The sequence below is a fragment of the Antarcticimicrobium luteum genome (assembly GCF_004358185.1).
GTDB classification, from domain to species: domain Bacteria; phylum Pseudomonadota; class Alphaproteobacteria; order Rhodobacterales; family Rhodobacteraceae; genus Antarcticimicrobium; species Antarcticimicrobium luteum.
The window spans coordinates 260,396-281,533 of sequence record NZ_SMUV01000072.1 but is presented as its reverse complement, the minus strand read 5'-3'; the positions used below and the strand labels follow the sequence as shown (position 1 = coordinate 281,533).

At 67.9% G+C, this 21,138-nt stretch carries 16 protein-coding genes; 14 read left to right on the top strand and 2 right to left on the bottom strand.

The annotated features are described in order from the left end of the window. Nucleotides 1-233 precede the first annotated feature (233 nt). A complete protein-coding gene (locus E1832_RS18450) occupies nucleotides 234-2,603 on the top strand; it encodes an ATP-dependent helicase (RefSeq protein WP_133361236.1) in 2,370 nt (789 codons plus the stop codon). A gap of 679 nt (nucleotides 2,604-3,282) precedes the next feature. Here E1832_RS18450 and E1832_RS18445 read toward each other — a convergent pair. Beyond that, nucleotides 3,283-3,498, bottom strand: coding sequence for a DUF1127 domain-containing protein (locus E1832_RS18445; protein WP_133361235.1), 216 nt, complete (start codon nucleotides 3,496-3,498; stop codon nucleotides 3,283-3,285). Between the two features lie 1,223 nt (nucleotides 3,499-4,721). On the opposite strand from E1832_RS18445, the gene mraZ reads away from it, so the two are divergent. The 9 genes from mraZ (at nucleotide 4,722) to murD (ending at nucleotide 14,721) form a co-directional block, all read left to right on the top strand. Further along, nucleotides 4,722-5,249, top strand: a complete 528-nt coding sequence (gene mraZ / locus E1832_RS18440; RefSeq protein WP_165978926.1) for a division/cell wall cluster transcriptional repressor MraZ — start codon at nucleotides 4,722-4,724, stop codon at nucleotides 5,247-5,249. Between the two features lie 3 nt (nucleotides 5,250-5,252). Then, nucleotides 5,253-6,254, top strand: a complete 1,002-nt coding sequence (gene rsmH, locus E1832_RS18435; RefSeq protein ID WP_133361234.1) for a 16S rRNA (cytosine(1402)-N(4))-methyltransferase RsmH — start codon at nucleotides 5,253-5,255, stop codon at nucleotides 6,252-6,254. Beyond that, nucleotides 6,251-6,601: a cell division protein FtsL gene (gene ftsL / locus E1832_RS18430; RefSeq protein WP_133361233.1), complete on the top strand. Its 351-nt coding sequence runs from the start codon at nucleotides 6,251-6,253 to the stop codon at nucleotides 6,599-6,601. The genes rsmH and ftsL overlap by 4 nt, the downstream gene beginning before the upstream one ends. Further along, complete coding sequence (locus E1832_RS18425) at nucleotides 6,598-8,382, top strand: peptidoglycan D,D-transpeptidase FtsI family protein (RefSeq protein ID WP_133361232.1); 1,785 nt, start codon at nucleotides 6,598-6,600, stop codon at nucleotides 8,380-8,382. Before ftsL ends, E1832_RS18425 begins: the two co-directional genes overlap by 4 nt. 32 nt (nucleotides 8,383-8,414) lie before the next feature. Continuing rightward, a complete protein-coding gene (locus E1832_RS18420; protein WP_133361231.1) occupies nucleotides 8,415-9,896 on the top strand; it encodes a UDP-N-acetylmuramoyl-L-alanyl-D-glutamate--2,6-diaminopimelate ligase in 1,482 nt (493 codons plus the stop codon). Next, entirely contained in the window at nucleotides 9,893-11,326 is a 1,434-nt protein-coding gene (locus E1832_RS18415) for a UDP-N-acetylmuramoyl-tripeptide--D-alanyl-D-alanine ligase (protein WP_133361230.1), read from the top strand. Before E1832_RS18420 ends, E1832_RS18415 begins: the two co-directional genes overlap by 4 nt. Before the next feature lie 11 nt (nucleotides 11,327-11,337). Next, nucleotides 11,338-12,420, top strand: a complete 1,083-nt coding sequence (gene mraY, locus E1832_RS18410; protein ID WP_133361229.1) for a phospho-N-acetylmuramoyl-pentapeptide-transferase — start codon at nucleotides 11,338-11,340, stop codon at nucleotides 12,418-12,420. 253 nt (nucleotides 12,421-12,673) lie between these two features. Next, nucleotides 12,674-13,327: an SDR family NAD(P)-dependent oxidoreductase gene (locus tag E1832_RS18405; protein WP_245514042.1), complete on the top strand. Its 654-nt coding sequence runs from the start codon at nucleotides 12,674-12,676 to the stop codon at nucleotides 13,325-13,327. Beyond that, a complete protein-coding gene (gene murD / locus E1832_RS18400) occupies nucleotides 13,324-14,721 on the top strand; it encodes a UDP-N-acetylmuramoyl-L-alanine--D-glutamate ligase (protein ID WP_133361227.1) in 1,398 nt (465 codons plus the stop codon). The genes E1832_RS18405 and murD overlap by 4 nt, the downstream gene beginning before the upstream one ends. Before the next feature lie 82 nt (nucleotides 14,722-14,803). Here the strand turns inward: murD and E1832_RS18395 are convergent, their stop codons facing one another. Next, nucleotides 14,804-15,985, bottom strand: a complete 1,182-nt coding sequence (locus E1832_RS18395) for a BaiN/RdsA family NAD(P)/FAD-dependent oxidoreductase (protein WP_133361257.1) — start codon at nucleotides 15,983-15,985, stop codon at nucleotides 14,804-14,806. Between the two features lie 131 nt (nucleotides 15,986-16,116). On the opposite strand from E1832_RS18395, the gene ftsW reads away from it, so the two are divergent. The 4 genes from ftsW (at nucleotide 16,117) to E1832_RS18375 (ending at nucleotide 21,135) form a co-directional block, all read left to right on the top strand. Further along, on the top strand, nucleotides 16,117-17,280 hold the full coding sequence (gene ftsW / locus E1832_RS18390; RefSeq protein ID WP_133361226.1) for a putative lipid II flippase FtsW: 1,164 nt from the start codon (nucleotides 16,117-16,119) through the stop codon (nucleotides 17,278-17,280). 79 nt (nucleotides 17,281-17,359) lie between these two features. Beyond that, the gene (locus tag E1832_RS18385; RefSeq protein ID WP_133361225.1) at nucleotides 17,360-18,469 is read left to right on the top strand and encodes a UDP-N-acetylglucosamine--N-acetylmuramyl-(pentapeptide) pyrophosphoryl-undecaprenol N-acetylglucosamine transferase; all 1,110 of its coding nucleotides are present in this window, start codon (nucleotides 17,360-17,362) and stop codon (nucleotides 18,467-18,469) included. Continuing rightward, on the top strand, nucleotides 18,466-19,863 hold the full coding sequence (gene murC, locus E1832_RS18380; protein ID WP_133361224.1) for a UDP-N-acetylmuramate--L-alanine ligase: 1,398 nt from the start codon (nucleotides 18,466-18,468) through the stop codon (nucleotides 19,861-19,863). Before E1832_RS18385 ends, murC begins: the two co-directional genes overlap by 4 nt. 93 nt (nucleotides 19,864-19,956) lie before the next feature. After that, nucleotides 19,957-21,135, top strand: a complete 1,179-nt coding sequence (locus E1832_RS18375) for an APC family permease (protein ID WP_133361223.1) — start codon at nucleotides 19,957-19,959, stop codon at nucleotides 21,133-21,135. The last annotated feature ends 3 nt before the right edge of the window (nucleotides 21,136-21,138 follow it).

The window sequence follows — 21,138 nt, the reverse complement described above, 5'->3', positions numbered from 1 at the left end:
TCGACGCAAAAGACCTCATGATCGAACTCCAATGACCCCACCAGTTCCAGCGGCAGTACCAGCCGCGGCAGCGGACGGACGGACCCGCGCGTGAAAATCCGGTTGCGCCCGGCGCCGGGCCCTGGCGTTCGGCGGTCAGGGTCTTCGCCACCCGTGCAAGTTTCCGCATGTCCCGCCAGAACAGAATGCGAACGAACCTTTAACTGCACCGCGATCCGGGTTAAGTTCGCACCATGAGCAGTTTCGACGAAATGGACGCCTTCGAGGGCGCCTCGCTGTCGGCGCGCGCGATGGCGGCGCGCAGTCAGTCTATGGGCGCGCCCTATCTGGACGATCTGAACCCGGCGCAGCGCGAGGCGGTCGAGCGGATGGACGGCCCCGTGCTGATGCTGGCCGGCGCCGGCACCGGCAAGACCAAGGCGCTGACAGCGCGGATCGTGCATCTTTTGATGACCGGCCGGGCGCGCCCGAACGAGATTCTGGCGGTGACCTTCACCAACAAGGCCGCCCGCGAGATGAAAGAGCGGGTCGGCCGCCTGCTGGGCCAGAGCATCGAGGGGATGCCATGGCTGGGCACCTTCCACTCGATCTGCGTCAAGCTCCTGCGCCGGCACGCGGAGCTGGCCGGGCTGAAATCGAACTTCACCATTCTGGACACCGACGACCAGATCCGGCTGCTGAAACAACTGGTGCAGGCCGCCGGTATCGACGACAAACGCTGGCCGGCGCGGCAACTGGCCGGGGTGATCGACGGGTGGAAGAACCGGGCGCTGACCCCGGACAAGGTGCCGAGCGCGGATGCCGGCGCCTATAACCGGCGCGGGGTGGAGCTTTACGCGCAATACCAGACCCGCCTGCGCGAGCTGAACGCGGTGGATTTCGGCGATCTGCTGCTGCATGTGGTGGTGATCTTCCAGACTCACCCCGATGTGCTGGAGCAGTACCAACGCTGGTTCCGTTATATCCTTGTGGACGAATACCAGGATACCAACGTGGCGCAGTACCTGTGGCTGCGGCTGCTGGCGGGCGGGCATCGCAACATCTGCTGCGTCGGCGACGACGATCAGTCGATCTATGGCTGGCGCGGCGCCGAGGTGGGCAACATCCTGCGGTTCGAAAAGGATTTTCCCGGCGCCCATGTGGTGCGGCTGGAGCAGAACTATCGCTCGACCCCGCATATCCTCGCGGCCGCCTCGAACGTGATCCGGGGCAATGCCGGCCGGCTCGGCAAGGAGCTGTGGACCGAGGCGGACGAGGGCGAGAAAGTGCGCCTGATCGGCCATTGGGACGGCGAGGAAGAGGCGCGCTGGATCGGCGAAGAGATCGAGGCGATGCAGCGCGGCACACGCGGGACGCGTCCCTTTGGCCTGAACGAGGTGGCGATCCTGGTGCGCGCCAGCCACCAGATGCGGGCGTTCGAGGATCGTTTTCTGACCATCGGGCTGCCCTACCGGGTGATCGGCGGGCCGCGATTCTATGAGCGGATGGAGATCCGCGATGCCATGGCCTATTTCCGGCTGGTGGTCAGCCCCGAGGACGACCTGGCGTTCGAGCGGATCGTCAACACCCCCAAGCGGGGCCTTGGTGACAAGGCGCAGCAGGTGATCCAAACCACGGCGCGGGCCAACGGGGTGAGCCTGCTGGAGGGCGCCCGGATCGCGGTCGAGGACGGGCTGATCAAGGGCAAGGGCGGCGCCGCGCTGCGCACTCTGGTCGAAGACCTGCGCCGCTGGGGCCGGATGACCGGCGATGCCGATCTGAGCCATATGGAGCTGGCCGAGATCGTGCTGGACGAGTCGGGGTACACCGGCCACTGGCAGAACGACAAGACGCCGGAGGCGCCGGGCCGGTTGGAAAACCTCAAGGAATTGGTCAAGGCGCTGGAAAATTTCGAGAACCTGCAGGGTTTTCTCGAACACGTCAGCCTGGTCATGGACAATGACAAGCAGGACGCGGAGCAAAAGGTCAGCATCATGACCCTGCACGCGGCCAAGGGGCTGGAATTTCCCGCCGTGTTCCTGCCGGGCTGGGAGGACGGCCTCTTCCCGTCGCAGCGCAGCATGGATGAAAGCGGCCTCAAGGGCCTGGAGGAGGAACGGCGGCTTGCCTATGTCGGCATCACGCGGGCAGAGGAGCTGTGCACGATTTCCTTCGCCGGCAACCGCCGGGTGTTCGGGCAGTGGCAATCGGCCCTGCCGTCCCGATTCGTCGATGAACTGCCGGAAGAGCATGTGGAGGTTCTGACGCCGCCGGGTCTTTATGGCGGTGGCTACGGCGCGGCGGCGGCGCAGGGCGGCGCGGCGCGCGGCAACATCGAATCGCGGGTGGCGGACGTGAATGTCTATAACTCGCCTGGCTGGAAACGGATGCAGGCGCGCGCGGGCCAGCGCGGCATGTCGCAGCCGAAGGAAAGCCGCACCACGGTGATCGACCTCGCCGCCGTATCCAGCTTCACCATGGGCGAGCGGGTGTTTCACCAGAAATTCGGCTATGGCGCGATCATCGGCATCGAGGGCGACAAGCTGGAGGTCGATTTCGAGAAGGCCGGGCCGAAAAAAGTGGTGGCGCAGTTCGTCACGTCCAACGACGACATCCCGTTCTAAGGGCCGGTCTCAACGCCATTTCCGGAACGGTTGAACGCGGATTTTACCGCGACGCGGCGGATTGCGCATGTGCGCGCCCCTGCCCCCCCATGCACCACCGTGCAATCCTGACGTCCGCGACCTCCGCAGGGCGCCCCACCGGGGTGGCGGCGCGCGGGCGCGGCGAAGGACCTTATCCTCAAAACGCGAAAACGGCGGCACCAGGGAGGAGGAGAGGTGCCGCCGTTCGCTTGCAACATCTCGGCGCAGGGAGGAGGAGAGCGCCGGGACGTATCCGGAAATTCTGTTGTCGTTCCGCCGGGGCGGAAAATTGACCGGCGACACCAGGGAGGAGGAGAGGTGCCGCCGGCCGATTGAACACCAGACGCAGGGAGGAGGAGAGCGCCGGGTGTAACCCTATGTTTCGTCGTCGGCCCGCCGGGGCGGGAAATTGACCGGCGGCACCAGGGAGGAGGAGAGGTGCCGCCGGCCGATTGAACACCGAGCGCAGGGAGGAGGAGAGCGCGCGGTGCGTCCCAACACCGGATGCAGGGAGGAGGAGAGCATCCGGTGTATCAGGGTCCGGCGTTCGAGGCCGGTATAAGGTGCGGCGGCATCAGGGAGGAGGAGGATGCCGCCGCTTAGAACAGGCCCCTAGGGAGGAGGAGAAGGGGCCTGAACCGGTAAACTGGTGCCGGGTTTAGAGGTTTCCGGCGGATTCGAGCGCCACGCGGCGCAGTTCGGAGCGGTGCAGGCCCAGATCGGACAGTTCCCGATTGGTCAGCGCGCTCAGCTCGTTATAGGTGCGGCGGTACATCCGGTGCCGGGTGTAACGGTCGGAAAGCGCTTCGGTCGCGGCGTGCAGCCGGTCGAACAGCGAGGCGCCTTTTGCATGGGTCTGTGTCAGTGCGGTCATTGTCTTGTCTTTCGTCGTCTTGCCTGTGCCGTCGCTGCGGCGTTTGCTTGAGATTGAAAATAGGCAAATGCTGCGGATGCACAATAGTCCGCGAAATCAATGCCGCCATGCAGCAAGTGCATAGATTGATTGTATAAAAAACTGGCAGTATTCCTGACGTAAGGTCATGGCGCCGGAATGTCGCAGGCTGCGGAAACTTTGAGCGGCGGGCGCGGTTTTCCGGCGGGTTGGAAACCGATTGCCCCCGCTGCCATGCAGCGGCACCCGCAGGTCATGCATTGGATGCAGGGCTCGCCCCACGGCGGGATTGGGCGGCACGTCGTCTTTCCTGTCTGTCGAACCTGCGCCGTGATTTTTCGGTCACAGGTGGGTAAGGGCGGGGCGTCCCGGCGCATTCGTGCATTTGGGGCATTGGGGCGTCGCGCCAGCTCGGCGCCGCGCCGCCCGCGGTCCCAGGCGATTCCTAGGCGGTTCTCGGGCGCAGCATTTGCGCGGCGCCCCGGTCCCGTCCCATGTGGGCGGCCAGTCGGGCGCAGGGGGCGTTTTCTATCCTGTTTCTTTTGTGGGTCCAGCCTGGGGCCGGCGGGGACATCCCCCGGGATTACATGGTGTGCGACATGGGAATTCGCGGGACCGGGGTGAATTGGCGCGCTCAGGGGGGTGTATGGTCCGGATCAGCGGGTGTCGTTGAGTGATTCGCGGGCTGGAAAATGGAACGTATAGTGAACGAAAGTCGACAATCCACAAGACATGAAGAAATTTACGGGATTTTCCGGGACTTGTCGGAATGGTCTGAAAAAATCTACATGTTGTGTGGGCGGTCTGGAAATTCTCTAGGGAGGCGCGGATTTCTCAGGAAAAGGGTACGTACCCTTGTCCTTTATGGAGCCTTCCAGGCCTCTGATCCCGGCTTTTCCCGCAAATTCCAATTGATTTCCATAAATTCCCGTGGCATTCCTTGGTCATCGGATGAGGACGAGGTAACAGGGGCGGAAGACCCCGAACCAGAATAACAAAGCAGGTTTCATACAGGCACTTCGCTTTCATCACACCAAGAGATCCGGCGCGCGAGCGAGCAGACATCCCCCCAGGTGGCGCGCGCAGTCGGACACCCCGCACAGCGGGACAAGGGCGGCGGGTTGATCAGTGGCAGCAGATCAACCCGCCGTTTTTTCATCCTGGGGATGCAATGACGCGGGGGCGCGGACGAAGGGACAGAGGGCGTGAGCCGACGGTTCAGAGGCGAGTATACCTTTAAGGTGGATGCAAAGGGCAGGGTCTCGATCCCGGCCCTGTTCCGCCGTGTGCTCGAAGCCGGCGATCCCGACTATACCGAGGGGCTGCGCCCGCAACTCGTCATCGTCTATGGCCCGCCCGATCAGCCCTTTCTCGAAGCCTATACCATCGAAGAGATCGAAAGGCTGGAAGCCAAGATCGAGCGGCTGCCCAATTCGCCGCTGAAGCGCAGGCTGGTGCGCGACATCACCTCGCGCTCGCACCATACCGAGGTCGACCCCGACGGGCGGCTGGTGCTGCCGCTGCGGCACCGCGACAAGATCGGGCTGGAGAAAGAGGCGTTCTTCGTCGGCACCTCCGGCACCTTCCAGATATGGAGCCCCGACACCTACGAGGCGCACCTGGCCGAGGACGAAGAGGGGGATCTGGGCTTCGACATCCCCGAGGGGACCAATCCGCTCGATGCGCTGGACATGGCGCTGGCCGCGCAGGGCGGCGACAGGGACGGGGGCTGATCCATGGCCGCCGCTGCCGCGCCCGCCCAACCTCATGTTCCGGTTCTGTTGCGCGCGCTGCTCGAGGCGGTGGCGCCGGTCACCGGCACGTGGCTGGACGGCACATTCGGCGCTGGCGGCTATACCCGCGGGTTGCTCGAGGCCGGCGCCGACCGCGTGATCGCGGTGGACCGCGACCCGCTGGCCTTCGAGATGGCGCAGGACTGGGCGGCGGACTACGGCGACCGGCTGATAATGCAGCACGGTGTGTTTTCCCGGATGGACGAATATGCACAGGATCTGGATGGCGTGGTGCTCGACCTCGGCGTCTCCTCGATGCAGCTCGACCGGGCCGAGCGCGGCTTTTCCTTCATGAAAGAGGGCCCGCTCGACATGCGGATGTCGCAGCAGGGGCCAAGCGCCGCCGATCTGGTCAACACGGCCGAAGAGGCCGAACTGGCCGATATTCTCTATCTATACGGTGAGGAGCGCGCCAGCCGCCGCATCGCGCGCGCCATCGTCCGGGCGCGGGAGGTGGAGCCGATCGGGACCACGCTGCGGCTGGCCGAAATCGTCGAATCCTGCCTTCCGCGCGCCAAACCGGGGCAGTCGCATCCCGCCACCCGCAGCTTTCAGGCGCTGCGGATCGCGGTGAATGATGAGTTTGGCGAGCTGTTTCGCGGGCTGATGGCCGCCGAACGGGCGCTCAGGCCCGGCGGCAAGCTGGCGGTGGTCAGCTTCCACTCCATCGAGGACCGAATGGTCAAACGGTTCCTGCAATCGCGCGCCGGACAGACCGGGCGCGGCAGCCGCCATGGGCCGGAAATCGAACACGCGGATCCGCAATTCCTCCTGCGTCCACGCAAGGCGATCGCGCCGGACCCGCAGGAGCTGGCCGAGAACCCGCGCGCGCGCTCGGCCCGGCTGCGGGTGGCGGTGCGCACCGAGGCGCCCGCCGGCACGGTCGACCCGCGCGAGATCGGGATGCCGCAACCCAAAGAGGCGCCGAAAGGGAGAGGGCGATGAGAGGCATAGCCTTTGTTCTGACCGCGCTGGCGGTGTTCGGTCTGGCGTTCTGGGCCTATCGTGAGAATTACGCCACCCAGCAGGTGCTGAAAGAGACCCGCGCGCTGCAACAGCAGATCGGCGCGGCGCAGGTGCGGCTGGGTGTGCTCAGGGCCGAATGGGCCTACCTCAACCGGCCCGACCGGCTGTCCGAGCTGGCCGCGCTGAACTTCGACCGGCTTGGCCTGTTGCCTCTGCGCCCGGACCAGTTCGGCCGCATCGACGAGGTCAGCTTTCCGCCGGCGCCGCTGTTGCCGATCACCAACCCGGTGGATGTCTCGACCATGGCGGAGGGAGAGCAACCATGACCCGGACGCCGTTGCGCCCGCTGGCGCGGATCCTGCCGGCCCGCGCAAAGGGTGAAAATCCCGACGCCATCGAGCGCGAGAACATCCGTCAGCGCCACGCCGAGATGCAGGACCGCGCCCGGGTACGCGCCGAGGGGCGGCTGCTGGTGCTGGGGCTGTTCTTTTTCTGCGCCTTCATCGTGGTGGGCGGGCGCATGGCGCTGATGGCGGTTTCCGAGCCCGAGGAGCCGGTGGCAAGCACTCACGGTGCGGCCATCGCGGCGCAGCGCGCCGATATCACCGACCGGGAAGGACGCATCCTGGCGACCAATTTCGAGACCCATTCGCTCTATGCCCAGCCGCCCGAGCTGGTCGACCCGGTGGCGGCGGCCAGCGGGCTGGTGCGGATCTTTCCCGATCTGGACGAGGCGCGGCTGATCAGGGATCTCAGCGGCAAGCGCAAATTCGTCTGGATCAAGAGGCGGATCAGCCCCGAACAGAAACAGGCGGTGCACGATCTGGGCGATCCCGGGCTGATGTTCGGCCCGCGCGAGATGCGGCTTTATCCCAACGGCAAGCTGGCCGCGCATGTGCTCGGCGGCGCCGGCTTCGGCCGCGAAGGGGTGAATGCCGCCGAGGTGATCGGCGTGGCCGGGGTGGAAAAACAGTTCGACGAGTATCTGCGCGACCCGGCCAATGGCGCGCAGCCGCTGACGCTGGCGCTGGACCTGACGGTGCAGGCCGCGGCCGAGCAGGTGCTCGCCGGCGGCATGAAGCTGATGAATGCCAAGGGCGCCTCTTCGATCCTGATGGATGTGCACACCGGCGAGGTGATCTCGGTTGTCAGCCTGCCGGATTTCGACCCCAACGACCGGCCGCGGCCGCCGGTCTCCGGCGATCCCAGCGACAGCCCGCTGTTCAACCGCGCGGTGCAGGGGGTGTACGAGCTGGGCTCGACCTTCAAGATCTTTACCGCTGCGCAGGCCATAGACCTCGGGCTGGTTTCGGCCGAGACGATCATCGACACCTCCGGGCCGATGCGGGTGTCCGGCTATCCGATCGGAGAGTTTCACAACAAGAACTACGGCAAGCTCAGCGTCGCGGATGTGATCATGCACAGCTCCAACCGGGGCACCGGGCGGCTGGCGCTGGAGATCGGACCGGAGCGGCAAAAGGCCTTTCTCGGCGCGCTGGGGATGTTCGACCCGACCCCGTTCGAGATCGTCGAGGCCCGCGGCGGCCAGCCGCTGGTGCCCGAGCGCTGGACCGATCTCAGCACGGTGACGATTTCCTATGGCCACGGCCTCTCGACCAGCCCGATGCATCTGGCGGCCGGCTATGCCGCGATCGCCAACGGCGGCCATTACGTCAGCCCGACGATCCTGAAACGCGACGGGCCGCAGCATGGGCCGCGGGTGCTGTCCGAGGGGGCCGCCGCCGATGCGCGCCGGATGCTGCGCCGTGTGGTGACCGGCGGCACCGCCAGCCTGGGCGAGGTGCCGGGCTATGCGGTGGGCGGCAAGACCGGCACCGCCGACAAGCCGCGCCCGCAGGGCGGCTACTACAAGGACAAGGTGATCGCGACCTTTGCCTCGATCTTCCCGTCGCACGATCCGAAATACGTGCTGGTGGTGACGCTGGATGAGCCCTCGATCCAGGCCTATGACGAAGAGCGGCGCACGGCGGGCTGGACCGCGGTGCCGGTCGCGGCCGAGCTGATCGGCCGGGTGGCGCCGCTGCTGGGGCTGCGACCCGACGTTGAACCCGGCCCCCGCGCTGCTATAACGCTCACGTCGAACTGATCCTTATCAATATCAATGCGCGGGCGGGCACCATGGGCATACCGGCAAAATCACTCAGCCAGTTGGCCCTGACCGCCCGGGGCGGGCGCGATCCGCAGATCACCGGTCTGGCGGTGGACAGCCGCCAGGTAAAGGACGGATTTCTCTTTGCCGCGCTGCCCGGAACCCGGGTGCATGGCGGCGACTTCATCCAATATGCGCTGCGCATGGGCGCGGCGGCGGTTCTGACCGATGCGACCGGCGCGGAAATCGCCGAACGCGAACTGGCCGCCTCCGGCGCGGCGCTGGTGGTGGTCGAGGATCCGCGCCAGGCGCTGGCCTGCACCGCGGCGCTGTGGTTCGGCGCGCAGCCCGGGGTGATGGCGGCGGTCACGGGGACCAACGGCAAGACCTCGGTCGCCACCTTCCTGCGGCAGATCTGGGCCGGGCTGGGCCATGCGGCGATCAACCTCGGTACCACCGGGGTCGAAGGGGCCTGGAACGCGCCGCTCAACCACACCACGCCCGAGCCGATCACCCTGCATCGGGTGCTGGCCGAGGCGGCGGGGCATGGCATCACCCACGCGGCGATGGAGGCCTCGTCGCACGGGCTGGAGCAGCGGCGGCTCGACGGGGTGCAGCTCATCGCGGCCGGTTTCACCAATTTCACCCAGGATCACCTGGATTATCATGAGAGTTTCGACGCCTATTTCGCCGCCAAGGCGGGTCTGTTTCGCCGGGTGCTGCCGCCGGAGGGAACGGCGGTGATCAATCTGGAGGATCCGCGCGGGGCCGAGATGCGGGCGATTGCCGCCGCGCGCGGTCAGGCGGTGCTGACCGTGGGGCGGGCGGTGGGCGATCTGCGCCTGCTGGCGCAGCGGTTCGACGCCACCGGGCAGGATCTGCGGTTTTCCTGGATGGGCCAGAGCCATCAGGCCCGGCTCGATCTCATCGGCGGGTTTCAGGCCGAAAACGTACTGATCGCCGCCGGGCTCGCCATCGCCTGCGGCGACGAGGCTGGGGCGGTGTTCCGCACCCTGCCCGAACTGACCACCGTGCGCGGGCGGATGCAGCTGGCCGCGACGCGGGAGAACGGCGCGGCGGTTTTCGTCGATTACGCCCATACCCCGGACGCGGTGGCCACCGCTTTGACGGCGCTGCGGCCGCATGTGATGGGGCACCTCGTTGCCATCGTCGGCGCAGGCGGCGACCGCGACCGGGCCAAGCGGCCGCTGATGGGGGCGGCGGCGGCGGAACATGCCGATCTGGTCTTCGTCACCGATGACAACCCGCGCAGCGAGGATCCCGCCTCCATCCGCGCCGCCGTCATGGCGGGCGCGCCGGAGGCCATCGAGGTGGGCGACCGCGCCGAGGCGATCCTGCGCGGCATCGACGCGCTGGGGCCGGGCGACGCGCTGCTGATCGCCGGCAAGGGGCACGAGACCGGCCAGATCGTCGGCGACGATGTGCTGCCCTTCGACGATGCCGAACAGGCCAGCGTGGCGGTCGCCGCGCTGGACGGGCGGCCGGTATGAGCCTCTGGACCGCAGGAGAGGCCGCAGAAGCCACCGGCGGCCGGGCGCAGGGCGCATGGCAGGTCGATGGCGTTTCCATCGACACCCGCACTATCGCGCCGGGCGATCTGTTCGTGGCGTTGAAGGCGGCGCGCGACGGCCATGAGTTCGTGGCGCAGGCTTTGGACAAGGGCGCCGCGGCCGCGCTGGTCAGCCATATCCCCGAGGGGGTGGCGCAGGATGCGCCGCTGTTGATCGTCGACGATGTGCTGCAAGGGCTGGAGGCGCTGGGCCGGGCGGCACGGGCGCGGTGCCAGGCCCGCGTGGTCGCGGTGACCGGCAGCGTCGGCAAGACCTCGACCAAGGAAATGCTGGCGGCGATGCTGTCGGATCAGGGGGCGACGCATGCGAGCGTGGCCAGCTACAACAACCATTGGGGTGTGCCGCTGACCCTGGCGCGGATGCCGCGGGAAACCCGCTACGCCATCATCGAGATCGGCATGAACCACCCCGGCGAGATTGCGCCGCTGGCCCGGCTCGCCCGCCCGCATGTGGCGATGGTAACCATCGTGGCGCCGGCGCATCTGGAGGCCTTCGACAGCCTCGACGGCATCGCGCGGGAAAAGGCCTCGGTGCTCGACGGGCTGGAGCCGGGCGGCATCGCCGTGCTGAACGCCGATCTGGAACAATCGCCGATCCTCTTTGCCAAGGCCGATGAGGTGGGCGCCATGGCGCTCGGCTTCGGTGCGCAGGCCGATGACTATCGCCTGATCTCGGCCGAGGTCATGGGCGATGAGACCCGGGTCGCGGCGGAGACGCCGGACGGGACGGTCTGCTTCACCCTGGCCACCCCGGGGCGGCATTTCGCCATGAACGGGCTCGGCGCGCTGGCCGCCTGTGCCGCGCTCGGCGCCGATCCGGCGCGCGCCGCCGCAAGCCTGGCGCGCTGGACCCCCTATCGCGGCCGCGGTGTGCGCGAGACGATTGTCTTGCCCGGCGGCGCGCTGACGCTGCTGGACGATTCCTACAACGCCAACCCGGCCTCGATGGCGGCGGCGCTGGCCGTGCTCGCCGCCGCGAGCACGGAGGGACAGGGCCGCCGCATCGCCGTTCTGGGCGACATGAAGGAGCTGGGGCCGCAGGCCGAACACCTCCACGCCGCACTCGCCGCGTTGCCGGCGATGGCAGGGATCGACACCGTGCATTGCATTGGCCCGCTGATGGGCGCGCTGCACGCCGCGCTGCCTGCGGAAAAACGCGGCCTGCATTGCGGCACCAGCGCTGCGCTTGCGGCACAGATCGTCGATCTGGCGGGGCCGGGCGATATCGTGCTGGCCAAGGGCTCTCTCTCGATGGCGCTGGCAAAGGTCGTTGACGCCCTGCGCGAAATCGGCCAAGGCAGGCGCGCCCCGGCGCAAGGGACGGGTTCGGGGACAACACATGAAGGATAGGACCGGCTGACATGCTTTATTGGCTGACCGCGCTGTCGGACGGCGGGGATTTTTTCAACCTGTTCCGCTACATCACGTTCCGTGCCGGTGGGGCCTTTCTGACCGCGCTGCTGTTCGGTTTCCTGTTCGGCCCGCCGCTGATCAACGTGCTGCGCAAGCGGCAGGGCAAGGGTCAGCCGATCCGCGACGACGGCCCCGAGGCGCATCTGTCCAAGGCCGGTACGCCGACCATGGGCGGGCTGCTGATCGTCGGCGCGCTGGTGACCGCGACCGCGCTCTGGGCGCGGCTGGACAACCCGTTCGTCTGGCTGGTGCTGTTCGTGACGCTGGCCTTCGGCGCCATCGGCTTCGCCGACGACTACGCCAAGGTCTCCAAGCAGAACACCAAGGGGGTGCCGGGCAAGCTGCGCCTGGGGCTGGGCATCCTGATCGCGGTGGTGGCGGCGCTCTGGGCGGCGTGGAACCACCCCGCCGATTTGCAGAACCAGCTGGCGCTGCCGGTGTTCAAGGACACGCTGATCAATCTGGGACTCTTTTACGTGCCGTTCTCGGTCTGTGTTATTGTCGGATCGGCCAATGCGGTGAACCTGACCGACGGGCTGGACGGGTTGGCGATCATGCCGGTGATGATCGCGGCGACAACGCTGGGCATCATCGCCTATGCGGTGGGGCGCACCGACTTTACCGAATATCTCGACGTGCACTACGTGCCGGGCACCGGGGAGATCCTGATCTTTACCGCTGCCCTGTTCGGCGGGGGGCTGGGGTTCCTGTGGTACAACGCACCGCCGGCGGCTGTGTTCATGGGCGATACCGGCAGCCTTGCGCTGGGCGGCGCGCTGGGGGCGATCGCGGTCGCCACCAAGCATGAACTGGTGCTGGCCATCGTCGGCGGCCTCTTCGTGGTCGAGGCGCTGTCGGTCATCATCCAGGTGCTCTATTTCAAGCGCACCGGGCGGCGCGTCTTTCTGATGGCGCCGATCCATCACCATTATGAGAAAAAGGGCTGGGCCGAGCCGACCATCGTGATCCGGTTCTGGATCATCTCGCTGATCCTGGCGATGATCGGGCTGGCGACCCTGAAGGTCCGCTGACGCGCCGGGGATTTCGGGTGGCGGCTGCGGGCCCATCCCCTCGCGGGCCTGCAAGCGGGCCCTGCGGGGCTGCGGGCGGGAGTATTTGACGCGGCAGGGCCTCCTTTCCTCATTTCTGCATGACGACTCAGATCCAGGGTCTGGAAAAGGCGCAACACCTACCGGACGCTTCGGTCATCGGCCGCTTTCCAAGGCGGAGCCGATCGGCTAGCCAGAGGTCGGAGCGGAGTTTTCGCACAGGGGGCGCGCAATCTTGAAAACGGCATTGGTGACAGGCGGCAACCGGGGCATCGGACGGGCCATCGCGGCCGGATTGTGCGCGGATCACCGGGTGGTGATCGCGGTGCGCGACCGGCAGGCGGGCCGCGAGACGGCCGAGGCGCTGGGGTGCGGCTGGCTGCATCTTGACCTGGAGGCGCCGGAGGGCTTTGCCCCGGCGCTGGAGCGGATCGGCGGGGTCGATGTGCTTGTCAACAATGCCGGCATCCTGATCGACAGCAACATGATCGACGACCCGCAGGGCGTGGCGCGCTCGATGCAGGTGATGTTTCATGCGCCCTATGAGCTGATCCGGCTTTGCGTGCCGCATATGGCGGCGCAGGGCTGGGGGCGGATCGTCAATCTTTCGTCGGACTGGGGCAGTTTTTCCGAAGGGCTGGCCGGGCCCGGCGCCTATGGCGTGGCCAAGGCGGCGCTGAACGCGCTGACCCATGCCCTGCCGCGCGATCTGCCCGAGGGGATCAAGGTCAACGCCATGTGCCCGGGATGGGTGGCGACGCGGATGGGCGGGCCGGACGCGCCGCGCAGCCCGGAGAAGGGCGCCGAGACCGCGCTCTGGCTGGCGCGGCTGGGCCAGGACGGGCCCACGGGCGGATTTTTCCGCGACAAGAAGGAGATGGGCTGGTGATACCGGTACGCGGATATGAGGGCGCCAGGGTCGCCGTTCTGGGGCTGGGCCGCTCGGGGTTGTCGGCGGCGCGGGCAGTGCGCGCGGGCGGGGCCGAGCCGGTCTGCTGGGACGACAACCCGGCGGCGCGGGCGGCGGCCGCGGGCGAGGGGTTCGCCTGCGCCGATCTGACCGGCGCCGGCGCCTTCGACGGGATCGCGGCCCTGATCGTCTCGCCCGGCATTCCGCATCTTTACCCCGCGCCGAACCCGGTGGTGCTGGCGGCGCTGGAGGCCGGGGTGCCGGTGGACAACGACATCGGGCTGTTCTTCCGCTCGCTCGCCACGCCGGACTGGGACGGCTTCGTCACCGCCCCGCGGGTGGTGGCGGTGACCGGTTCGAACGGCAAATCCACCACCTCCGCCCTGATCCATCATATTCTGCAAGAGGCGGGGCGCCCGGCGCAGCTGGCCGGCAACATCGGCCGCGGCGTGCTGGACCTGGAACCGCCGGGGGAGGGCGCGGCGGTGGTGCTGGAACTCAGCAGTTACCAGACCGAGCTGGCCCGCGCGCTGACCCCGGACGTGGCGGTCTTCACCAATCTGTCGCCCGATCACCTGGATCGTCATGCGGGGCTGGGCGGATATTTCGCGGCCAAGCGCAGGCTGTTCGCCGAGGGCGGGCCGGACCGCGCGGTGATCGGCGTCGATGAGATCGAGGGGCGGTTTCTGGCAGGGCAGATGGCCGAGGGGCCGGCGGACGACCGGGTGATCCGGGTCTCCTCGGGGCAAAAGCTGACCGGGCCGGGCTGGCAGGTGTTCGCGCGAAAGGGGTTCCTGGCCGAGACCCGCAAGGGCAAGCAGATGGCCTCCATTGACCTGCGCGGGATCAGTGGGCTGCCGGGGGCGCATAACCACCAGAACGCCTGTGCCGCCTATGCCGCCTGCCGCGCGCTGGGGCTGGCGCCGCGGGTGATCGAGGCGGCGCTGCACAGCTATCCGGGCCTGCCGCACCGCAGCCAGGTGATCGCCGAGGCGGGCGGGGTAACCTACGTCAATGACAGCAAGGCCACCAATGTGGACAGCGCGGCCAAGGCGCTGGGGGCCTTTCCCCGCATCCGCTGGATCTGCGGCGGGCTGGAGAAAGAGGGCGGCCTGGACGCGCTGAAGGGCACGACCGGGGCGGTGGCCAAGGCCTATGTCATCGGCCGCGAGGCGGCCGCGTTCGCCATGCAGCTGGATGTGGAGGCCGAGGTTTGCACCACCATGGCCCGCGCGGTGGAGCGGGCGATGGAAGAGGCCGAGCCGGGCGATACCGTGCTGCTGGCCCCGGCAGCGGCGAGTTTCGATCAATACGACAATTTCGAGCAGCGCGGCGAGGATTTCACCGCCGAGGTGGAGAAGCGGCTCAAATAGGGCCGCCGCCCAAACGCGCAACAGAGGACGGGCGCCTGCCCGGCGCGCTTTGCGTGCTATTCGGGCGGCGGAGGGTTGTATCTCACCCCTTCGCCGCTATCGCCGTTCCCGCCGCGTATCCCGAGGCCCAGGCCCACTGGAAATTGTACCCGCCGAGCCAGCCGGTCACGTCCACCGCCTCGCCGATGGCGAAAAGGCCGGGCACCTCTTTCGCCTCCATCGTCCGGGACGACAGCCCGTCGGTGTCGATGCCGCCCAGCGTCACCTCGGCGGTGCGATACCCCTCGGTGCCCGAGGGCGTCAGCCGCCAGTCGGAAAGCCGCGCGCAGAGCGCCTCCAGCGCCGCGTCGGACTGATCGGCGAGATTGCCGGAAAGACCCAGCTCGGGCACGAGATACTCCACCAGCCGCGACGGCAGGTGGCGGCCAAGTTCGGTGGTCAGCGCCCGGCGCCCGGCCTGCTGCCGCTGGGCGCGCAGGGCTTCCAACAGCGTCATCCCGGGGATCAGGTTCACCGCGATCTCCTCGCCCTCGCGCCAGTAGGACGACAGTTGCAGCACCGCCGGCCCCGACAACCCGCGATGGGTAAAAAGCAGCGCCTCGTCGAAGCTGGCCCGCGCATTTGACAGCCCTACCGGCAAGGACACCCCGGCCAGCGGTGCGAAGCGGCCGTCAGAAAAGGTGAAGGGGACGAGCGCGGGCCGGGTTTCGGTGACGCCGAGGCCGAATTGCCGCGCGATGTCATAGGCCAGCCCGGTCGCCCCCATCTTGGGGATCGACTTGCCCCCGGTGGCCAGCACCAGATTGCGGCAGTCGACGGTCTTGCGGTCGCCCTCGCGGTCGAGGGTGAGAGAAAAGCCGCTCTCGGTTCTTCTGACGTCGGCCAGCGCGGTGGAGAGCCACAGCGCCGCCCCCGCCTTGTCCATCTCGTCGCGCAGCATGGCGACGATCTGGGTCGCCTTGCCGTCGCAGAACAGCTGTCCCAGCGTCTTTTCGTGCCAGGCGATGCCGTGGCGCCCGACCAGTTCGATGAAATCCCACTGGGTATAGCGGGCCAGCGCCGATTTGCAGAAATGCGGGTTCTGCGACAGGAAATTCTCCGGGGCGGCGTAAAGATTGGTGAAATTGCAGCGCCCGCCGCCGGAGATGCGGATCTTTTCCCCCGGATTGCGCGCGTGATCGATCACCAGCGCCCGCCCGCCCGCATGGGCGGCGCACATCAGGCCCGCCGCGCCGGCGCCAAGGATGACGGTGTCGAACTCCATCCGCGCCGCTTGGCGCGGATTGCGGCGAAAGGCAAGAGGAACGGACTGGAACGAATTCACGTTTCGCGGTATTGTCGGTTCAGCAGACCCGGAAAACCGGGCGGGCAGAGGCAGCAAACGGCAGGATTACCATGACCGAGATGGTCTATGGCGCGGTTCCCGCGCAACGGGGCGAACCCATTCTTCCCAAATGGTGGCGGACGCTGGACAAGTGGTCGATGACCTGTGTCCTGATCCTCTCCGGCATCGGGCTGCTGCTCGGGCTCGCGGCCTCGCCGCCGCTGGCCTCGCGCAACGGCTTCGATCCGTTCCACTATGTCGAGCGGCAGGCGGTGTTCGGCACGCTGGCGCTGGCCGCGATGCTGCTGACCTCGATGATGTCGCCGGTGCTGGTGCGGCGGCTGGCGGTGCTGGGCTTTCTCGGCGCCTTCGCGGCGCTGGCGCTGCTTCCCGTCCTGGGCACCGATTTCGGCAAGGGCGCGGTGCGCTGGTACAGCTTGGGCTTTGCCAGCGTGCAGCCCTCGGAATTCATGAAACCGGTCTTCATCGTGGTCGCCGCCTGGATGCTGGCGGCAAGTCAGCAGATCAACGGCCCGCCGGGCAAGCTGTGGTCGGCGCTGCTGTGCATGACCATCGTCGGCATGCTGGTTATGCAGCCCGATTTCGGTCAGGCCTCGCTGGTGCTGTTCGGCTGGGGGGTGATGTATTTCGTCGCCGGCGCGCCGATGCTGCTGATGGTAGGCATGGCCGGCGCGGTGGTCCTGGGCGGCACCGTCGCCTATTCTGCCTCCGAGCATTTCGCCCGCCGCATCGACGGCTTCCTCACCCCCGAGGTCGATCCCACGACGCAGCTCGGCTATGCCACCAACGCCATCCGCGAGGGTGGACTTTTCGGCGTCGGCGTCGGCGAAGGGCAGGTGAAATGGTCGCTGCCCGATGCCCATACCGATTTCATCATCGCGGTCGCCGCCGAGGAATACGGGCTGATCCTGGTGATGATCATCATCGCGCTCTACGCCTCGATCGTGGTGCGCTCGCTGCTGCGGCTGATGCGCGAGCGCGACCCCTTCATCCGGCTGGCGGGCACCGGACTGGCCTGCATCTTCGGGGTGCAGGCGATGATCAACATGGGGGTCGCGGTGCGGCTGCTGCCGGCCAAGGGGATGACCCTGCCGTTCGTCAGCTACGGCGGCTCTTCCCTCATCGCGGGCGGCATCGCGGTGGGCATGCTGCTGGCCTTCACCCGGACACGGCCTCAGGGCGAGATCGGCGAGATTTTGCGCGGCCGCGGCTGATGGGCTGGCGGCGCGCGCCGAATTGCGCGATTGCCGGGGTCCAGAGGCCGCAACCAATAAGAAACGCAGGACATTGCCGATGCCACAAAAGCTGCTGATGATCGCCGCCGGAGGGACAGGGGGCCATATGTTCCCGGCCCAGGCATTGGCCGAGGCGATGCTGAAACGCGGCTGGCGGGTCAAGCTGTCGACCGACGCGCGCGGCGCCCGTTATACCGGCGGCTTTCCCCATTCGACCGAAATCACCGAGGTCTCCAGCGCCACCTTCGCGCGCGGCGGGCTGTTGTCCAGGGCGCTGGTGCTGCCGAAACTGGCCGCCGGCCTGCTCGGCACCGCCTGGTCGATGCAGCGCGACCGCCCGGACGTTGTGGTGGGCTTCGGCGGCTACCCGTCGATCCCGGCGCTGGGGGCGGCCACCATGCTGGGCCTGCCGCGGATGATCCATGAACAGAACGGTGTGCTGGGCCGGGTCAACCGGATCTTTGCCAAACGGGTGGCGCAGGTGGCCTGCGGCGTCTGGCCGACCGATCTGCCGGAGGGCGCGCAGGGCGTGCCGGTGGGCAACCCGGTGCGCGCCGCCGTTCTGGCACGGGCCGGGGCACCCTATATCCCGCCGGGCGATTACCCGATGTCGATCCTTGTGATCGGCGGCAGCCAGGGCGCGCGCATCCTGTCGGATGTGGTGCCGGGCGCGATCGCGGCGCTGCCGCCCGACATGCTGCGCAACATCCGGGTCAGCCATCAGGCCCGTGACGAGGACGGCGCGCGGGTGGCGGCCTTTTATGCCGAACAGGACATCGACGCCGATGTGCGGCCCTTCTTCACCGACGTGCCGGCGCGGTTGTCCGAGGCGCAGCTGGTGATCTCCCGCGCCGGAGCCTCGACCATCGCCGATCTGACGGTGATCGGGCGGCCGGCGATCCTGATCCCCTATGCCGCCGCCGCCGGCGATCACCAGACCGCCAACGCCCGCGGGCTGGTCGAGGCGGGCGCGGCGATCCTGATCCCGGAAAAGCGGCTTGACGTTTCCAGCCTGACCGCGCAGATCGCCGCGGTTCTGACCAACCCCGGCGCCGCGGTGCAGATGAGCGCGGCGGCGCTGGGCGTCGGGATGCCGGACGCCACCGAACGGCTGGTGGCGCTGGTCGAGGAAACCGCCGAAACCCGGACCGGGAAGGAGCGCACATGACCCCCGCCACCAAACTGCCCACCGACATCGGGCCGATCCATTTCGTCGGCATCGGCGGCATCGGCATGTCCGGCATCGCCGAGGTGCTGCTGAACCTGGGCTACCGGGTGCAGGGCTCCGACCTGAAAAGCTCGGCCATCACCGAGCGTCTGGCGGGGCTGGGCGCCCAGGTGTTCGAAGGCCAGCGGGCGGAGAACCTGGAAGGCGCCGAGGTCGTGGTGATCTCTTCCGCCATCAAGCCGGGCAATCCCGAGCTGGACGAGGCGCGGCGCCGCGGCCTGCCGGTGGTGCGCCGGGCCGAGATGTTGGCCGAACTGATGCGGCTGAAATCCAACGTCGCCGTCGCCGGCACCCACGGCAAGACCACCACCACCACGCTGATGGCCGAGGTGATGGTCGCCGGCGGTTTCGATCCTACGGTGGTCAACGGCGGCATCATCCACGCCTATGGCTCCAACGCGCGGATGGGGCAGGGCGAATGGATGGTGGTCGAGGCCGACGAGAGCGACGGCACCTTCAACCGGCTGCCCGCAACCATCGCCATCGTCACCAATATCGACCCCGAGCATATGGAGCATTGGGGCGATTTCGACCGGCTGCGCGACGGCTTCTATCAGTTCGTCTCCAACATCCCGTTTTACGGTCTGGCGGTCTGCTGCACCGACCATCCCGAGGTGCAGGCGCTGGTGGGGCGGGTGACCGATCGCCGCGTGACCACCTATGGCTTCAACGCCCAGGCCGACATCCGCGCCGTCAACCTGCGCTATGAGGCCGGGGCGGCGCATTTCGACATCGCGCTGCAGACCGAGGGCGCGGTGATCGAGGGCTGCACCCTGCCGATGCCGGGCGATCACAACGTGTCGAACGCGCTGGCCGCCGTCGTCGTCGCCCGCCACCTGGGCATGAAACGCGACGAGATCCGCGAGGCGCTGGCGAAGTTCGGCGGCGTCAACCGCCGCTTCACCCGTGTGGCCGAGGTGAACGGGGTCACCATCATCGACGACTACGGCCACCACCCGGTGGAGATCGCCGCCGTGCTCAAGGCCGCGCGGCAGGCCACCGATGGCCGCGTGATCGCGGTGCACCAGCCGCACCGCTATACGCGGCTGCATTCGCTGTTCGACGATTTCTGCGCCTGTTTCAACGAGGCCGACGTGGTCGGCATCGCCGATGTCTACGCCGCCGGCGAGGATCCGATCCCCGGCGCCAGCCGCGACGACCTGGTCGCGGGCCTGATCCGCCATGGCCACCGCAACGCCCATGCGATAGGCTCCGAGGACGATCTGGAGCGGCTGGTTCGCGAAGAGGCGCGGCCGGGCGACATGGTCGTCTGCCTCGGCGCCGGCACCATCAGCGCCTGGGCCAACCGCCTGCCGGAGCGGCTGAAGGGGTAGGCCTCGGGCCATCGCGCCGCATTCGGGCGAAATCCCTCGAAATCCGCGCCCGGATGATGCCAAATACTCCCGCGCAAAAAGCAGGTCGGGGCGATGACGGAAAAACTCAAACGACGGATCGGAACTGGCCTGCTGACGGCCTATGGCGTCGGCATCATGGTGGGCGCGGGGATCTACGTGCTGACCGGGATCGCCGCCGGGGTCGCCGGGGTCTGGGCGCCGTTGTCGTTCCTGCTGGCGGGGCTGGTGGCCGTGCCCTCGGCGCTGGCCTTTGCCGAACTGTCCGCGCGCATCCCCGAGGCCGCCGGCGACAGCTCCTATATCGAGGTGGGCCTGCGCCAGCACTGGCTGGCGGTGCTGGTGGGCTGGATCAACATCATCGCGGGCACGGTGGCGGCTGCGGCGGTGCTGCGCGGCGGGGTCGGCTATCTGACCGCGATCATCGATATCCCCTTCGTCTGGGGCGTGGTGGGCTTCGGCGCGGCGATGACCGTCATCGCCCTGGTCGGGGTGCTGGAAAGCCTCGCCTTCGCCGCGATCCTTACGCTGGTCGAGGTGGTGGGCCTCGTGCTGGTCACCGGCGCCGGCTTTTCCGCCACCCCGGTCGCCGATTGGAGCGCGCCGCCGCCACCGGAGTGGAGCGGGGTGGCCGCCGCCACCGTCTTCGGTTTTTTCGCCTTCATCGGGTTCGACGACATGGTCAACGTGGTCGAGGAGACCAAGAACCCCGAGCGGGCCATGCCGCGCGCGATCCTCTGGGCGCTGGCGATCACCGCGCTGCTCTATGCGCTGGTGTCGATGGCGGCGGTCCGCGCCGTCCCGCGCGAGGTGCTGGGCGTCTCCGAGCGGCCGCTCTCGCTGGTCTGGGAGGCCGGCACCGGAACCTCGGCGCTGTTCCTCTCGGCGATCGCGGTGGCGGCGGCGATGAACGGCGTTCTGGCGCAGATCGTGATGGCGGCGCGGGTGCTGTTCGGCTTGGGCAAACGCTCGCCCGGGCTGTCGGTGTTCCGCCATGCGCACAAGCGGTTCGGCACGCCGGTGCTGGGCACGCTGGTGGTCGGCGCGGCGACCACGGCGGCGGCGCTGACGCTGCCGGTGGCGGTGCTGGCCGAGGTCACCACCCAGGCGCTGCTGATCGTCTTCGCCATCGTCAACGCCGCGCTGGTGGGCGTCAAGCGGCGCGAACCCGAGGGGCCCTTCGTGGTGCCCGCCTATGTGCCCTGGCTCGGCATGGCCGCCTGCATCGCCGCCTTCGCGGCCTCCTTCGCGTGAGGG

What these genes read in the sequence shown, in the direction of transcription:
- ftsW (WP_133361226.1), top strand. Translation starts at nt 16,117, where the DNA reads ATGACCGAGATGGTCTATGGCGCGGTTCCCGCGCAACGGGGCGAACCC.
- murC (WP_133361224.1), top strand. Translation starts at nt 18,466, where the DNA reads ATGACCCCCGCCACCAAACTGCCCACCGACATCGGGCCGATCCATTTC.
- ftsL (WP_133361233.1), top strand. Translation starts at nt 6,251, where the DNA reads ATGAGAGGCATAGCCTTTGTTCTGACCGCGCTGGCGGTGTTCGGTCTG.
- E1832_RS18450 (WP_133361236.1), top strand. Translation starts at nt 234, where the DNA reads ATGAGCAGTTTCGACGAAATGGACGCCTTCGAGGGCGCCTCGCTGTCG.
- E1832_RS18425 (WP_133361232.1), top strand. Translation starts at nt 6,598, where the DNA reads ATGACCCGGACGCCGTTGCGCCCGCTGGCGCGGATCCTGCCGGCCCGC.
- E1832_RS18445 (WP_133361235.1), bottom strand. Translation starts at nt 3,498, where the DNA reads ATGACCGCACTGACACAGACCCATGCAAAAGGCGCCTCGCTGTTCGAC.
- mraY (WP_133361229.1), top strand. Translation starts at nt 11,338, where the DNA reads ATGCTTTATTGGCTGACCGCGCTGTCGGACGGCGGGGATTTTTTCAAC.
- E1832_RS18415 (WP_133361230.1), top strand. Translation starts at nt 9,893, where the DNA reads ATGAGCCTCTGGACCGCAGGAGAGGCCGCAGAAGCCACCGGCGGCCGG.
- E1832_RS18395 (WP_133361257.1), bottom strand. Translation starts at nt 15,985, where the DNA reads ATGGAGTTCGACACCGTCATCCTTGGCGCCGGCGCGGCGGGCCTGATG.
- E1832_RS18375 (WP_133361223.1), top strand. Translation starts at nt 19,957, where the DNA reads ATGACGGAAAAACTCAAACGACGGATCGGAACTGGCCTGCTGACGGCC.
- rsmH (WP_133361234.1), top strand. Translation starts at nt 5,253, where the DNA reads ATGGCCGCCGCTGCCGCGCCCGCCCAACCTCATGTTCCGGTTCTGTTG.
- E1832_RS18420 (WP_133361231.1), top strand. Translation starts at nt 8,415, where the DNA reads ATGGGCATACCGGCAAAATCACTCAGCCAGTTGGCCCTGACCGCCCGG.
- E1832_RS18385 (WP_133361225.1), top strand. Translation starts at nt 17,360, where the DNA reads ATGCCACAAAAGCTGCTGATGATCGCCGCCGGAGGGACAGGGGGCCAT.